The following is a 13625-nucleotide window of genomic DNA, read 5'->3' on the forward strand; positions in this document are numbered from 1 at the left end:
GAGACCCGATCAAAAGTCAGGTCCGTGATTTCCCTAAGGAGAGACGGAAATATCACTCAGCTTTCACACCTGCCCATTTTGCGCGCCTTTATAAAAGCACGCCCTGGACATTAAGACCTTAGCGGAACCCCAAGCCATGAACAAAAATCTACGCTTCAGCCATAAAATTTTGCTTGCCGCCGCCCTCATCGTCATTGCCGCCTTCGCCTCGTTCACGCTTTACAACGACTGGCTGCAGCGCAATGCAATCCGCGATGACCTGAACAATTACCTCAACGAGATGGGCGAGGTCACTGCCGACAACATCCAGACCTGGCTCAGCGGGCGCATCCTGCTGATCGAGAACGCTGCACAAAACATCGCCATCAATCCCGAGCCCGCCGCCGTCGCCAGCCTGCTGGAACAGAAAGCCCTGACCTCGACCTTCATGGCTTCCTACCTCGGCGACGCCACCGGGCACTTCACCATTCGTCCGGATGCGAAGATGCCGGACGGCTTCGATCCACGGGTTCGCCCCTGGTATAAAGGTGCGGAAAGCAGCAGCACCTCGACCCTGACCGAACCGTACATCGACGCGGCCACCGGCCAGACCATCATTTCCATCGCCACCGCCGCGAAAAAGGCCGGTCAGAGCGTCGGCGTGGTGGGCGGCGACCTGAGCCTGCAAACCCTGATCAACACCCTCAGCGCCCGGGACTTCTCCGGCATGGGTTACGCCTTCCTGGTCAGCGCCGACGGCAAGATCCTGGTGCACCCGGACAAAGCTCTGGTGATGAAGTCACTCAAGGAAGCCTACCCGCAGGACACGCCGCGCATCAGCAGTGACTTCAGTGAAGTCACCGTCGACGGCAAGACCCGCATCGTCACCTTCACCCCGATCAAGGGCCTGCCGTCGGTCAACTGGTACATCGGCCTGTCGGTGGACAAGGACAAAGCCTTCTCGATGCTCAGCCAGTTCCGCACCTCGGCCGTGATCGCGACCGTGATTGCGGTGGCCATCATCATTGCGCTGCTCGGCATGCTGATCCGCATCCTGATACAGCCGCTGCACGTCATGACCCGCGCCATGGAAGACATCGCCGACGGCGAAGGCGACCTGACCAAGCGTCTGACCATCCAGAACCAGGACGAATTCGGTGTGCTCGGCACGGCATTCAACCGCTTCGTAGAGCGGATTCACGGTTCGATTCGCGAAGTGTCGTCCGCCACCGGGCAAGTCAACGAAGTCGCCCTGCGAGTAGTCGCGGCCTCGAACTCGTCGATGTACAACTCCGACCAGCAAGCCTCGCGCACCAACAGCGTGGCCGCTGCGATCAACCAGCTCGGCGCCGCCGCCCAGGAAATCGCCCGCAACGCCGCACAAGCCTCGACCCAGGCCAGCGACGCCCGTGGTCTGGCCGAAGACGGCCAGCAAGTGGTGGATCGCAGCATCAAGGCGATGAATCAACTGTCGAGCATGCTCAGCGCGTCGAGCAGCAACATCGAATCGCTGAACAGCAAAACCGTGAACATCGGCCAGATTCTCGAAGTAATCACCAGCATTTCCCAACAGACCAATCTGCTGGCCCTCAACGCCGCCATCGAAGCAGCGCGGGCCGGTGAAGCCGGTCGCGGTTTCGCCGTGGTGGCCGACGAAGTGCGCAACCTCGCACACCGCACCCAGGAATCGGCGCAACAGGTGCAGACCATGATCGAGGAGCTGCAAGTCGGCGCCCGTGAGTCCGTCAGCACCATGAGCGACAGCCAGCGCCATAGCCAGGAGAGCGTGGACATCGCCAACCTCGCCGGCGAACGCCTGAACAGCGTGACCCAGCGGATCGGCGAGATCGATGGCATGAACCAGTCGGTGGCCACCGCTACCGAAGAGCAGACCGCCGTGGTCGAGTCGATCAACGTCGACATCACCGAGATCAATACGCTGAACCAGGAAGGCGTGGAGAACCTGCAGGCGACCTTGCGCGCCTGTTCCGATCTGGAACAGCAGGCTTCGCGCCTGAAGCAGTTGGTCGGTAGTTTCCGAATCTAAGATCTAGATCAAGATTAAGATCAAAAGCCTACCCCCTCACCCCAGCCCTCTCCCCCAAGGGGGCGAGGGGGAAAGGGAGCAGATCTCCAAGCCTTTCAAATCCAGAGCTCGACTCCGGGCCTCCAGGTCGATGTATAGCGAAAGAACAACTCGGTCAGTCCCCTCTCCCCCTGGGAGAGGGTTAGGGTGAGGGCCTGGCGCCCTCAACCCCACCACAAATCCCTCCCCCGCCCCCTCCACCGCGAAACCCCAACCGAACATCTATTCTTGATGAAGGTCAATCGAGGGCAATCAACAAGCGGAGGGGCACTCACTGTGCATAACGCTGAAACCACGCTGGCACGCCAACACGGGCTTCACGCATGAGTCGCGGCATTCTGTTGCTGATCGGCCTGCTGGCCGCGGTGCTGATCCCCTCTTTACTGGGCGGCGGGGAAACCTGGACCCGGTTGCAAGCCTTTCCTCTGCACTGGCTGCTAATCCTGCTGAGCATGATTCTGCTCTGCTGGGGCATCAATACGCTGCGCCTGCGCCTGTTGCTCGGCGATCAGCGTGAGCGGGTCACGCCGCTGAAAAGCCTCGGCGTGGTCATGGCGGCCGAATTTGCCTGGTGCGCCACGCCCGGCGGCACTGGCGGGCCGCTGACGATCATGGCGCTGCTGGCCCGCAGCGGCGTGCGTCCGGCTCGGGGCAGTGCGGTGTTTGCGATGGATCAGTTGAGCGACCTGCTGTTCTTTCTCTGTGCGCTGGGCGGGATTCTGATTTATGCGCTGTTCCAGCATCTGAGCGACCGGATGGAGTGGCTGCTGAGCGTCAGCGCCATATCGCTGTTCGGCGGGCTGTTCAGTTGTGTACTGGTGGCGCGTTATCACCGGAGGTTGATTCGCATGAGTGGCCGGCTGCTGGCGCGTATGAACGTGCAACCCGCTACACGGCGGCGCTGGGCGCGCAAACTGCTGCATTTTCTTGCGGCGTTCACTGACGCCCTGAAATTGCCTCGGCAAACGCTGTTCAAGGTGTTTGCCCTGACCTGCGTGCATTGGTCGCTGCGTTACAGCGTGCTGTATCTGGCGTTGCGCGGGTTGGGGGCGGACGTGCAGTGGGCCTGGACGTTTCTGATTCAGATGCTTTCGCTGGGAGCGGGACAATTCAGCCTGTTGCCGGGTGGTGCCGGGGCGGCGGAACTGACCTCGGCGGCGCTGCTGGCGCCCATGGTGGGAGCTTCAACCGCTGCGGCGGCAATCCTGATCTGGCGGGCGATGACGTTTTACTTCTACCTGCTGGTCGGTGGGCCGATTTTTATGCTGATGCTCGGACGTCCGCTGCTCAGGAAGCTGATGAAGGTGCACCAGGCTTAGCGTCGTCGGGTTTCTCTTCATTGAGCTGCTCCCACAACGCGGCAGCGTCGGGGAAGTCCGTGCCATCCTCAGGACTCAATTCATCCGGGTCATAGCGGCTCAGGCAGCCTTCGCCCAAAGTGGCGGGCGCTTTGGAGGTGGCTTTGTCCAGTGGATCGCTCATGGGCGTTTTCTCCGGGGCTGAAACAAAAAGGGCCTGAAGCGATTGAACGCCCAGGCCCTCCGTTTTTCAACCGAAAGGTTCGGTCAGAACACCACAGTCTTGTTGCCGTGCACCAGCACGCGGTCTTCCAGGTGATAGCGCAGGCCACGGGCCAACACCATCTTCTCGACGTCACGGCCGAAACGCACCATGTCTTCGATGCTGTCGCTGTGGCTGACGCGCACCACGTCCTGCTCGATGATCGGGCCGGCATCCAGCTCTTCGGTCACGTAGTGGCAGGTTGCGCCGATCAGCTTCACGCCGCGCAGCGACGCCTGGTGATACGGCTTGGCACCAACGAACGACGGCAGGAAGCTGTGGTGAATGTTGATGACCTTGTGCGCGTATTCGCGGCACATGTCCGGCGGCAGGATCTGCATGTAGCGCGCCAGCACCACCACTTCGGCATCGTGCTGCTTGACCAGGCGCGACACTTCGTCGAAGGCCGGTTGCTTGTCCTGCGGATTGACCGGGACGTGGTAATAAGGAATGCCGTGCCACTCGACCATGCTGCGCAGGTCGTCGTGGTTGGAAATCACGCAGGAGATCTCGCAATCGAGTTCATCGCTGTGCCAGCGGTGCAGCAGATCCGCCAGGCAGTGGGATTCACGGCTGGCCATCAGCACCACGCGTTTTTTCTGCTCGGTGTCGGTGATGCGCCAGTCCATCGAGAACTCTTCGGCGATCGGTGCAAACTTCTCGCGCAACACCTCGATACCGAAAGGCAGGGAATCGGCACGGATTTCGTGACGCATGAAGAACCAGCCCACCTGATTGTCCGAGTGGTGGCTCGCTTCGGTGATCCAGCCATTGTGGGCCGCCAGAAAGTTACTGACTTTGGCAACGATGCCAACGCGGTCCGGGCAAGAAATCACCAGCCGAAAAGTGCGCATGAGGGGGAAACTCCAGAACTTCGCAAAGGCGGACATTCTAGCGACTACGCCGCAAAACTGCAGTATTGATGAGCCTCGAGCCCCGTCAGGCCTCGCCACAGTTTTTTTGACGCAGGCGACCGCCAGGATGATGGCGCGATAATAGCCATGTACCAACGGATCTCTGTGAATATCTGTGAAGACTGCATCACATTATTTAACTGAATATTCAATTCAGGGCTTTTCAACGCAACTAATCCAAATAAAAAACCCGGTTAAATGTTTACTTGATGAAACAGCCTGACTATTATTGCGGCACTGTCCCCTGCCATCGCGCACTCCCAATAAGGTAGTAATCATGTCCTTGATCAACGAATATCGTGCCACCGAAGAAGCAATCAAAGAGCTGCAAGCCCGTTTGAAGAACCTGTCGCAAGACGACAAACTGCAAACCGAGCTGGAATTCGAAGGCAAACTGCGCACCCTGATGGGCGAATACTCCAAATCCCTGCGTGACATCATCGCGCTGCTGGATCCAGAGTCCAAAACCAAGGCCCCACGTGGCGGCGCAGTAAAAACTACCGGCACCAAGCGTGCTCGCAAAGTTAAACAATACAAAAACCCGCACAACGGCGAAGTCATCGAAACCAAAGGTGGCAACCACAAGACTCTGAAAGAGTGGAAAGCCAAGTGGGGCGGTGACGTGGTTGAAGGCTGGGCTACCCTGCTGGGCTAAGCCGCAACCCTTGTCGCAGACCCGTCTGCGGCACAAAAAGAAACGCCAGCATCCGCTGGCGTTTTTTTATGCCCGTCGTTCAAGCGCCGGACATGTTCGATTTCAAAGATTCAAACGTTTGCGCAATGCCTGGACATAATTCTGCCATTCAACCAGCACCTCGCGCTGTAATGGCGTGGCACTAAGCAGCCATTGCTCCGCGGCCTCTGTAAAAGATTGCAAGGTATTAGGCGCCCCCCATTCAGGCTCGGACAAGCGCTGCCGACAAAAGATTTGCCACTGTTCTTGCTCTTCGAAATTCAACGTATCCGGAAAGTTACGCGCTCGATATCGAAACAACAATTCGGGCAAACGTTCGTCATCGAACGGCCATTGATCTCGCGCTAATTGAGCAGGATCTGCCGTCCTCACTTGCTCACATAGTCGCCGGTCGCGATCGCCGATAAATCCGTCGTACAACTGTTGTTCGGGATCTTCACTCGGGGTGAAATCTTCGCTGGCATAAATCGCCGAGACTTTATCTTTCCAAACTTGTTGTGCGTCACTTAGTCGCAATGCACGCGCCTGATACAGCGCCATGTCCAGACCCAGGCGCTGCTGATCTTCAGCTCTGAGCACCGACAGCGGCGCCACTACGGGGCACTTGTTGATGTGAATAAGCTTGAGCGGCACCGGCAACTCGCCTTCGGCCAATTCGTCACGACGGGTATACAGGCGCTGACGCAATGCCTGCGCATCCAGATCGAGCAGGCCCTGCGGGTCCAGGTGCAGATCGCAGACAATCAACGCGTTCTTGTTGCGCGGATGCCAGGCCAATGGCAGCACCACACCGACATAACTGCGCGCCGCCGAGAAGCGTCCGGAAATGTGCACCATCGGCTGTAAAAGACGAATCTGGTCCAGGACCTTCTGTTTGCTGCGCAACTGGAACAGCCAGTCATACAGCTTCGGTTGCTTCTCGCGGATCAACCGGGCCAGGGCGATGGTGGCGCGTACGTCCGACAAGGCCTCGTGGGCATTGCCGTGATCGATACCATTGGCGGCGGTCAGACGTTCGAGCTTGAGCGTGACCTTGCCTTCGTCATCGGTGGGCCAGACCAGCCCATCCGGGCGCAACGCGTAAGCGGCGCGCACGACATCGATCAGGTCCCAGCGACTGTTGCCGCCCTGCCATTCACGGGCATAAGGGTCGAAAAAGTTGCGATACAGACTGTAGCGGGTCATCTCGTCGTCGAAACGCAAGGTGTTGTACCCCGCGCCGCAAGTGCCTGGGGCGGCAAGCTGGGCGTGGACCCGGGTCATGAAATCGGCTTCGCTCAAACCTTGTTCGGCAAGGCGACTCGGGGTGATGCCGGTGATTGCGCACGCTGCCGGGTGCGGCAGGATGTCTTCGCTGGGCTGGCAGTAAAGATTGACCGGTTCGTCGATTTCATTGAGTTCGTGGTCGGTGCGGATCCCGGCCACCTGCAACGGACGGTCACATCGGGGATTAATGCCGGTGGTTTCGTAGTCGTACCAGAAGATGGAAGTCACGGGCGGTTCCTGAACTGAAGATCGGCAAAGTCTAGGCGTTCGACGGCGGTCACGGCCAGCGCGGCATCATTCAGGCACACTTGGTTGAACGATGTGAATGACATAGTTATGTCGTTTTCCCCCACGAGGCTGCTAGCATCGGATTCACTCGCATCCCGATCCGGCAACATCAGGTAGCCCATGCTCGAGACCACAGCAACGCCAAGGAAAGCAACGCTGGCCCCGCCGCTGGACACACGGCATCAGGTCGAAACGCCGGAAGGCATCGACCTGCCGTTGCGCCCCGCCGGCCTGATGGTACGTGCCGTGGCATTCACCATCGATCTGGTTTTGCGCGGGCTGATCATGGGGCTGCTGTTCATGTTGCTGGCATTGCTCGGCAAGCTCGGCATAGGCCTGGGCTCACTGCTGCTGTTCGCCGTGAGCTGGTGGTACATGGTGTTGTTCGAAGTGCTGCGTCAGGGCCGCTCGCCGGGCAAGCAATGGATGGGCCTGCGGGTGGTGCACGACGATGGCACACCGGTCGGCTGGTCGGCCTCCCTGCTGCGCAACCTGCTGCGTTTTGTCGACCTGATGCCGTTCGGCTATTTCCTCGGCGCCATCAGTTGCCTGCAACACCCGGCCTTCAAACGCCTCGGCGACATTGCCGCCGGTACGCTGGTGATCTACAGCGAACGCCCGCTCAAGCGCCCGCAATTGCCTGATGCCGAACCACGCCGCTCACCGATCCCGCTGACCCTGACTGAACAACGTGCCCTGCTCGCTTTCGCCGAGCGCCAGGGTGAACTGTCGACGGCGCGGGTCAACGAGCTCGCGGCGCTGCTGGCTCAGCCACTGCACATCAGCGCGCCGAAAGCCGTCGCCGAACTCAACGGCATCGCCCGCGGCCTGCTGGGGCCGACATGAAGCAAAGTCTTTTCGAAATCCGCCACAAGGCCGAATGGGAGCGCTTCACGCTCGCCCTCGAACGTCTGGAGCGAGGCAAGGATACTTCGCAGGTGGCCGAATTCCCCAAGGCCTATCGCCGAGTCTGCCAGCATCTGGCGCTAGCGCAGGAGCGCGGCTACAGCAGTTTTCTCGTCGATTCGTTGCAGCAGCTCGTACTGCGCGGCCATCAACAACTTTATCGTCATCGCAGCCAGCTCGGCGCCAACCTGCTGGGCTTCATCCTGGCGGGATTTCCACGGCTGGTACGCGCCGAGTGGCGCTTCGTGTTGGCCGCCGGGTTGCTGTTCTTTGGCAGCCTGATCGGATTCGGCTTGCTGGTGTACCTGTTCCCGGAGCTGGTCTACAACCTGATCCCCGCCGATCAGGTGCGCGAGATGCAGAGCATGTACGACCCGGCCGCCGGCCATCTCGGGCGCTCGGCCGAACGTGCGGCCAGTGAAGACTGGGTGATGTTCGGCTACTACATCATGCACAACATCGGCATCGCCTTTCAGACCTTCGCCAGCGGTTTGCTGCTGGGTGTGGGCAGTGCGTTTTTCCTGTTCTACAACGGTTTGATCATCGGCACGGTCGCCGGGCATCTGAGTGAAATCGGCTTCGGTCAGACCTTCTGGTCCTTTGTGATCGGGCACGGGGCCTTCGAGCTCACCGCCATTGCCCTGGCCGGTGCGGCGGGTTTGAAACTGGGTTGGGCGTTGATCGCGCCGGGACGCCTGACCCGTGGCGAGGCCTTGAGACGCGCGGCGCGCCAGAGCGTATTGCTGATCTGTGGTGTGATGCTGTTTCTGTTGATCGCCGCATTTATTGAAGCCTACTGGTCGTCGCGCACCGGGGTTACGCCGCAGACCAAATACCTGGTCGGCGCCGGGCTCTGGCTCTGCGTGGCGACCTATCTGCTGTTCGCCGGAAGGACCCGCCATGCGCCTGAGTGACGCCACCGTGGTGATCCGCCCGCGCACCACCTGGGAAGCCATGGACCTGGGCGTGCTCATGAGCCAGCAACATCGGCGCCTGCTGATGACCAGTTGGGCCATCGTCACCCTGCCACTGTTTGCGGTGCTCAGCCTGCTGTTGTGGGATTCACCGTCACTCGCCGTATTCATCTTCTGGTGGCTGAAACCGGCCTACGAACGCTTGCCGTTGTACATCCTGTCCAAAGCGCTGTTCGGCGAAACGCCCACGCTGAAACAGGCATTACGCCAATGGCCAAAACTGCTCAAACCGCAGCTATTGGCGAGCCTGACCTGGCGCCGCTTGAGCTTCAGTCGCAGCTTCCTGATGCCGGTAGTGCAACTCGAAAACTTGAGCGGCATCGCACGCCAGCAGCGTTTGCGCGTGCTGTTGCAACGCAATGCCGGCGCTGCCCAGTGGCTGACAATCATTGGTGTCCATCTGGAAACGGCGCTGTGGATCGGCCTGCTGGTGCTGTTCTACCTGCTCCTGCCACAACAGGTCGAAACCGATTGGGACTGGCAAAGCCTGATCTTCGCGGCTGATCACGAATGGCGCTGGCTCGAACACCTGACCAATGCCTTCTATGCACTGATACTGGTGATCTGGGAACCGATCTACGTCGCCTGCGGTTTCAGCCTCTACCTGAATCGGCGCACCGCGCTCGAAGCCTGGGACATCGAACTGGTGTTCCGCCGCCTGCGCCAACGCCTGAACAGCAGCGCGCTCGGTTTGCTGCTGGTGGTGTGTCTTTTGCTGCCGGGAGTGCCTTCGGCTTGGGCAGCCGACCCCGCCACCGCGCCGGATGCGCCCCGACTCCTGAATCAGCCACTGACCAGTCAGGCATCCCGCGACAGCATCAAGGCCTTGCTTGAACAACCGCCGTTCAAGAACAAGGAAACCGTCACCCGTTACCGCTTTGGCGAAGACCCCGCCACCGCCGAAAAGCCCAAGGAAGGCAAGGCACCGCAATGGCTGAAAACCTTGCTGGGCTGGCTCAACGGCCAGCACCTCAACGGGCTGGCCAAGGCCATTGAAGTGTTGCTGTGGGCGGTGGTGATCGGAGCGCTCGGCTGGTTGATCTGGCGCTACCGCGAATTTCTGCAAACGTTCGTCAGTCGTCGCCCGCGCCTGCCCGAACGGATCAAACGCCCCGTGCCACAGCAAGCCTTCGGCCTCGACCTGAGCAAGGAAACCCTGCCCGACGATATCGCCGCCAGCGCCGAGCAGCTCTGGCAGACCCAACCCCGAGCAGCACTTGGCCTGCTGTATCGGGCGCTGCTCAGTCATCTGTTGCACGACTTCAACCTGACCCTGAAACCCGCCGACACCGAAAGCGAAGTGCTGGCGCGGATCGAACACTTGCAGCGTCCGGATCTGCTCGCTTACAGCCGCAGTCTGACCGGCCACTGGCAGAACATGGCCTACGGGCACCGCGTACCGGCGGCGCATCTGCAACAGGAATTGTGTGAGGGCTGGCGCACCCTGTTCGGCCACGGAGCCGCCCGTTGAACCGGCGCGCATTCTGGCTGGTCGGCTCGCTGATCGTCGCCCTGTTGGGCGCTTTGGGCGTCTACCTGTACCTCAAGGCCACGCCTTACCAGGCGGTGGTCGATCACGGCCCTTCCCCCGCTGCGCAAGCCAATCCCTATCTGGCGGCAGAGATGTTTCTACGCGGTCGCGGAATAGACGTCAGCCATGCCGAGAGCCTCGCCGTGTTACCCGAGATCGACCCTCGCCGACACACGCTGCTGTTGTTCAACGACCGCTCGAACATGACCCCGCGTCAGGTCGATCAAGTCTTGAACTGGGCCAGGGCCGGCGGACGACTGGTATTCGTCGCCGAATCGATCTGGGATGAAAAGACCGGCCAGAGCAACGACCTGCTGCTCGACCGCGTGCAACTGCATCAGTCCCTGAGCAAGGATCTCAAAGACCCGCCGCCGGATGCCGACGAAGATCCCTACCCCAACCTGACCAAGCTCTATCTGGAAGACGAAGACGCCCCGGCCTACGCCGGGTTCGACACTGAGTTCCACCTCGACGACCCGAAAAACCTCGCCCAGTCCTGGGCCAACAGCGCCCGGGCCACGCACATGATGCAACTGCCCTACGGCGTCGGCTCGATCACCGTGGTCACCGATGCCGACCTGTGGAAAACCCCGGCCATTGCGCAACACGACAACGCGTGGCTGCTCTGGTATCTGAGCGCCGATACCGCCGTGACCTTGCTGTACAACACCGAACACGATGGTCTGTTGACCTTGCTCTGGCGCTATTTCCCGCAGGCCATCGTCGCACTGATTGCCTTGATTGGCCTGTGGCTATGGCACGTCGGCGTGCGCCAGGGGCCCGTTCAGGCCCCAGCCCCGATCGGTCGCCGACAGTTGATGGAACACCTGCGCGCCAGCGCCGACTTCATCCTGCGTCACAACGGCCAGCAGACCTTGCTGCAAGCGTTGCAGCAGGATGTCTTGCGCCGCGCACGTCACCGTCATCCCGGTTTCGACCAATTGAACGTCGCCGAACAATGGCTGGCGCTGTCGCGCCTGACCCGCCAACCGACCCGTGCCATCAGCCAGGCCCTGAGTCCGGTACCGAAGCGGCGCATGTCCAGCGCCGAATTCTGCCGTCAGGTCGCCCACCTGCAAGCCCTGAGGAACTCGCTATGACCGAACACATCGAACCCGGCTCGCCCAGCCACGCGGCCCAGCAACGTCACCGAGCCAGTCAGTTGGCGCAAGCGGTACGCGGTGAATTGCAGAAGGCGCTGATCGGCCAGAACCCGGTGATCGACGACGTGCTGACCGCGCTGATCGCCGGCGGCCACGTGCTGCTCGAAGGCGTTCCCGGCCTCGGCAAGACCTTGCTGGTACGTGCCTTGGCAAAATGCTTCGGCGGTGAGTTCGCGCGTATCCAGTTCACCCCGGACCTGATGCCCAGCGACGTCACCGGCCACGCGGTCTACGACCTGCAGACCGAGCAGTTCAAACTGCGCAAGGGGCCGTTGTTCACCAATCTGCTGTTAGCGGACGAGATCAACCGCGCCCCGGCCAAGACTCAAGCCGCCCTGCTCGAAGCGATGCAGGAACGTCAGGTCACCCTTGAAGGCCGGGCTCTGCCCATCGCCCAGCCGTTCATGGTGCTCGCCACGCAAAACCCGATTGAACAGGAAGGCACATATCCGCTGCCCGAAGCCGAGCTCGACCGTTTCATGCTCAAGGTCCGCATGGACTACCCCGACGCCGATCAGGAACTGGACATGGTGCGTCAGGTCAGCCGCTCGACCCGCGCCGACATGCTCGACGTGCAACCGTTGCGCACGGTGTTGCAGGCCAAGGATGTGCAGGCCTTGCAACGCATCGCCAGTGATTTGCCACTCGACGATCAGGTGCTCGACTACGCCGTGCGCCTCGCTCGCAGCACCCGCACCTGGCCCGGCCTGACCCTCGGCGCCGGGCCACGCGCCTCCATCGCACTGGTGCGTTGTGCCCGCGCCCGGGCCTTGTTGCGCGGCGGCGAATTCGTTATCCCGGACGACATCAAGGGCTGCGCACTGGCGGTGCTGCGCCACCGCGTGCGCCTTGCACCGGAGCTGGACATAGAAGGGCTGGAAGTCGATCAAGTCCTTCAGCAACTGCTCGACCAAGTACCGGCGCCGCGCCTGTGAAACCCTCGCGCCTGCTGTTGATCTGGCTGGCGATCCTGCTGGTCCTCGGCATTGTGCTGGGCACATTACAGGCGCTGGACATCGAAGTGCCCTCGAGCCTGCTGTCGATCAACTGGGGATTGCTGCTGGCGCTGTTTGCGCTGAGTCTGCTGGATGCCTTGCGCCTGAAACGCCTGCCCTCGCCCCGAGTACAACGACAGATGCCCGGCAGCCTCGCGCTTGGTCGCTGGAGCGAAGTCCGGCTGGAAGTCGAACACGATTTCGACCAGCCACTGGCCATTCAAATTTTCGACCACGTACCCGACGGCCTCAGCTTTGAACACCTGCCGCTCAACATCGAGCTACAACCCGGCCAGCGCAGCCAGATCGGCTATCGCCTGCGCCCGCTCAAACGCGGCCACTTCACCTTAGAAACCTGCGAACTCAACCTGCCGAGCCCCTTCGGCCTGTGGTCCGGCAAACGCCTGCTGAACATCACCGACCACACCCGCGTCTACCCCGACTTCGCCCGCCTCTACGGCGGCCAGTTACTGGCGGTCGACAACTGGCTCAGCCAGCTCGGCGTACGCCAGCGCCAACGCCGGGGCCAGGGACTGGAATTCCATCAACTAAGGGAGTTTCGCGAAGGCGACAGCCTGCGCCAGATCGACTGGAAAGCCACCGCCCGGCATCGCACACCGATTGCCCGGGAGTACGAAGACGAGCGGGATCAACAGATCATCTTCATGCTCGATTGCGGGCGGCAGATGCGCAGTCAGGATGGAGAGCTGTCGCATTTCGATCATGCGTTGAATGCGTGTTTGCTGTTGAGTTATGTGGCGTTGCGGCAGGGGGATGCGGTGGGGTTGATGACCTTTGCCAGCGATCAGCCACGCTATGTGGCGCCGGGCAAAGGAGCCGGGCAGTTGAATGTGCTGCTGAACGGCGTCTACGACCTCGACAGCAGTCATCGTTCCGCCGACTACTCGGTAGCCGTCAACCAACTGCTGGCACGACAACGACGTCGGGCGCTAGTGGTGCTGGTAACCAATCTGCAGTATGAGGATGCCGAAGAACTGCTGACCGCCGTCAAGCGAATGAGCCTTGAGCATCGAGTATTGGTGGCGAGTCTTCGGGAAGGAGTGTTGGACGCGTTACGATATACATCTGTTCAGACTTTGCCAGAGGCCTTGTCTTACTGTGGAGTGGTCAACTACATGAATGAACGCGCCGGGCTTCATGAGCAGTTGGATGCTCATGAAATACCGGTGCTTGACGTTCAACCCCATACCTTGGGGCCCCGCTTGGTGACAAGTTATCTAAGCTGGAAACGGGCTGGCGTGATTTGAG

General features: G+C 60.7%; 13 protein-coding genes and 1 pseudogene. 10 read left to right on the forward strand and 4 right to left on the reverse strand.

The features are described from left to right. Nucleotides 1-136: 136 nt before the first annotated feature. The 3 genes and pseudogenes from ACW9HX_RS02875 to ACW9HX_RS02885 all read left to right on the forward strand — a co-directional run. Nucleotides 137-1168: pseudogene (locus tag ACW9HX_RS02875) on the forward strand (HAMP domain-containing protein); the annotation flags it as partial. A 93-nt stretch (nt 1169-1261) separates the two neighbouring features. Then, nucleotides 1262-2026 carry a methyl-accepting chemotaxis protein gene (locus tag ACW9HX_RS02880; RefSeq protein WP_371858320.1) on the forward strand — a complete coding sequence of 255 codons (765 nt, stop codon included), beginning with the start codon at nt 1262-1264 and terminating at the stop codon, nt 2024-2026. 362 nt (nt 2027-2388) lie between these two features. Continuing rightward, the gene (locus tag ACW9HX_RS02885; protein WP_457379427.1) at nt 2389-3384 is read left to right on the forward strand and encodes a lysylphosphatidylglycerol synthase transmembrane domain-containing protein; all 996 of its coding nucleotides are present in this window, start codon (nt 2389-2391) and stop codon (nt 3382-3384) included. Here ACW9HX_RS02885 and ACW9HX_RS02890 read toward each other — a convergent pair. Next, nucleotides 3353-3547 carry a hypothetical protein gene (locus ACW9HX_RS02890; RefSeq protein ID WP_457379428.1) on the reverse strand — a complete coding sequence of 65 codons (195 nt, stop codon included), beginning with the start codon at nt 3545-3547 and terminating at the stop codon, nt 3353-3355. The two genes, ACW9HX_RS02885 and ACW9HX_RS02890, sit on opposite strands and share 32 nt — an antisense overlap. 83 nt (nt 3548-3630) lie before the next feature. Beyond that, nucleotides 3631-4479: a formyltetrahydrofolate deformylase gene (purU, locus tag ACW9HX_RS02895; protein WP_007912774.1), complete on the reverse strand. Its 849-nt coding sequence runs from the start codon at nt 4477-4479 to the stop codon at nt 3631-3633. Nucleotides 4480-4816: 337 nt separating this feature from the next. Between purU and mvaT the strand changes: the two genes are divergently transcribed. Beyond that, nucleotides 4817-5194: a histone-like nucleoid-structuring protein MvaT gene (gene mvaT, locus ACW9HX_RS02900; protein WP_007933316.1), complete on the forward strand. Its 378-nt coding sequence runs from the start codon at nt 4817-4819 to the stop codon at nt 5192-5194. A 102-nt stretch (nt 5195-5296) separates the two neighbouring features. On the opposite strand, the gene sbcB is transcribed toward mvaT, so the two are convergent. Both sbcB and ACW9HX_RS02910 read right to left on the reverse strand, forming a co-directional pair. Next, nucleotides 5297-6727 carry an exodeoxyribonuclease I gene (gene sbcB, locus ACW9HX_RS02905; protein ID WP_457379429.1) on the reverse strand — a complete coding sequence of 477 codons (1431 nt, stop codon included), beginning with the start codon at nt 6725-6727 and terminating at the stop codon, nt 5297-5299. After that, entirely contained in the window at nt 6724-6909 is a 186-nt protein-coding gene (locus ACW9HX_RS02910; protein ID WP_457379430.1) for a hypothetical protein, read from the reverse strand. Before ACW9HX_RS02910 ends, sbcB begins: the two co-directional genes overlap by 4 nt. On the opposite strand from ACW9HX_RS02910, the gene ACW9HX_RS02915 reads away from it, so the two are divergent. The 6 genes from ACW9HX_RS02915 to ACW9HX_RS02940 are packed head-to-tail and all read left to right on the forward strand — an operon-like array spanning nt 6908 to nt 13624. After that, entirely contained in the window at nt 6908-7633 is a 726-nt protein-coding gene (locus ACW9HX_RS02915) for an RDD family protein (protein WP_457379431.1), read from the forward strand. The two genes, ACW9HX_RS02910 and ACW9HX_RS02915, sit on opposite strands and share 2 nt — an antisense overlap. After that, the gene (locus tag ACW9HX_RS02920) at nt 7630-8607 is read left to right on the forward strand and encodes a stage II sporulation protein M (RefSeq protein ID WP_457379432.1); all 978 of its coding nucleotides are present in this window, start codon (nt 7630-7632) and stop codon (nt 8605-8607) included. Before ACW9HX_RS02915 ends, ACW9HX_RS02920 begins: the two co-directional genes overlap by 4 nt. Beyond that, nucleotides 8594-10138, forward strand: a complete 1545-nt coding sequence (locus tag ACW9HX_RS02925; protein WP_457379433.1) for a DUF4129 domain-containing protein — start codon at nt 8594-8596, stop codon at nt 10136-10138. Before ACW9HX_RS02920 ends, ACW9HX_RS02925 begins: the two co-directional genes overlap by 14 nt. Further along, nucleotides 10135-11298 carry a DUF4350 domain-containing protein gene (locus tag ACW9HX_RS02930; RefSeq protein ID WP_457379434.1) on the forward strand — a complete coding sequence of 388 codons (1164 nt, stop codon included), beginning with the start codon at nt 10135-10137 and terminating at the stop codon, nt 11296-11298. Before ACW9HX_RS02925 ends, ACW9HX_RS02930 begins: the two co-directional genes overlap by 4 nt. Continuing rightward, nucleotides 11295-12296, forward strand: coding sequence for an AAA family ATPase (locus ACW9HX_RS02935; RefSeq protein ID WP_457379435.1), 1002 nt, complete (start codon nt 11295-11297; stop codon nt 12294-12296). The genes ACW9HX_RS02930 and ACW9HX_RS02935 overlap by 4 nt, the downstream gene beginning before the upstream one ends. Next, complete coding sequence (locus tag ACW9HX_RS02940; RefSeq protein WP_457379436.1) at nt 12293-13624, forward strand: DUF58 domain-containing protein; 1332 nt, start codon at nt 12293-12295, stop codon at nt 13622-13624. The genes ACW9HX_RS02935 and ACW9HX_RS02940 overlap by 4 nt, the downstream gene beginning before the upstream one ends. Nucleotide 13625 lies beyond the last annotated feature (1 nt).

This window comes from Pseudomonas sp. SDO52101_S400 (assembly GCF_054071635.1).

Excerpts from the sequence above, each read along its gene's own strand:
- ACW9HX_RS02880 (WP_371858320.1), top strand. The coding sequence starts at position 1,262 with ATGTACAACTCCGACCAGCAAGCCTCGCGCACCAACAGCGTGGCCGCT.
- ACW9HX_RS02885 (WP_457379427.1), top strand. The coding sequence starts at position 2,389 with ATGAGTCGCGGCATTCTGTTGCTGATCGGCCTGCTGGCCGCGGTGCTG.
- ACW9HX_RS02890 (WP_457379428.1), bottom strand. The coding sequence starts at position 3,547 with ATGAGCGATCCACTGGACAAAGCCACCTCCAAAGCGCCCGCCACTTTG.
- purU (WP_007912774.1), bottom strand. The coding sequence starts at position 4,479 with ATGCGCACTTTTCGGCTGGTGATTTCTTGCCCGGACCGCGTTGGCATC.
- mvaT (WP_007933316.1), top strand. The coding sequence starts at position 4,817 with ATGTCCTTGATCAACGAATATCGTGCCACCGAAGAAGCAATCAAAGAG.
- ACW9HX_RS02915 (WP_457379431.1), top strand. The coding sequence starts at position 6,908 with ATGCTCGAGACCACAGCAACGCCAAGGAAAGCAACGCTGGCCCCGCCG.
- ACW9HX_RS02910 (WP_457379430.1), bottom strand. The coding sequence starts at position 6,909 with ATGGGCTACCTGATGTTGCCGGATCGGGATGCGAGTGAATCCGATGCT.
- ACW9HX_RS02920 (WP_457379432.1), top strand. The coding sequence starts at position 7,630 with ATGAAGCAAAGTCTTTTCGAAATCCGCCACAAGGCCGAATGGGAGCGC.
- ACW9HX_RS02925 (WP_457379433.1), top strand. The coding sequence starts at position 8,594 with ATGCGCCTGAGTGACGCCACCGTGGTGATCCGCCCGCGCACCACCTGG.
- ACW9HX_RS02935 (WP_457379435.1), top strand. The coding sequence starts at position 11,295 with ATGACCGAACACATCGAACCCGGCTCGCCCAGCCACGCGGCCCAGCAA.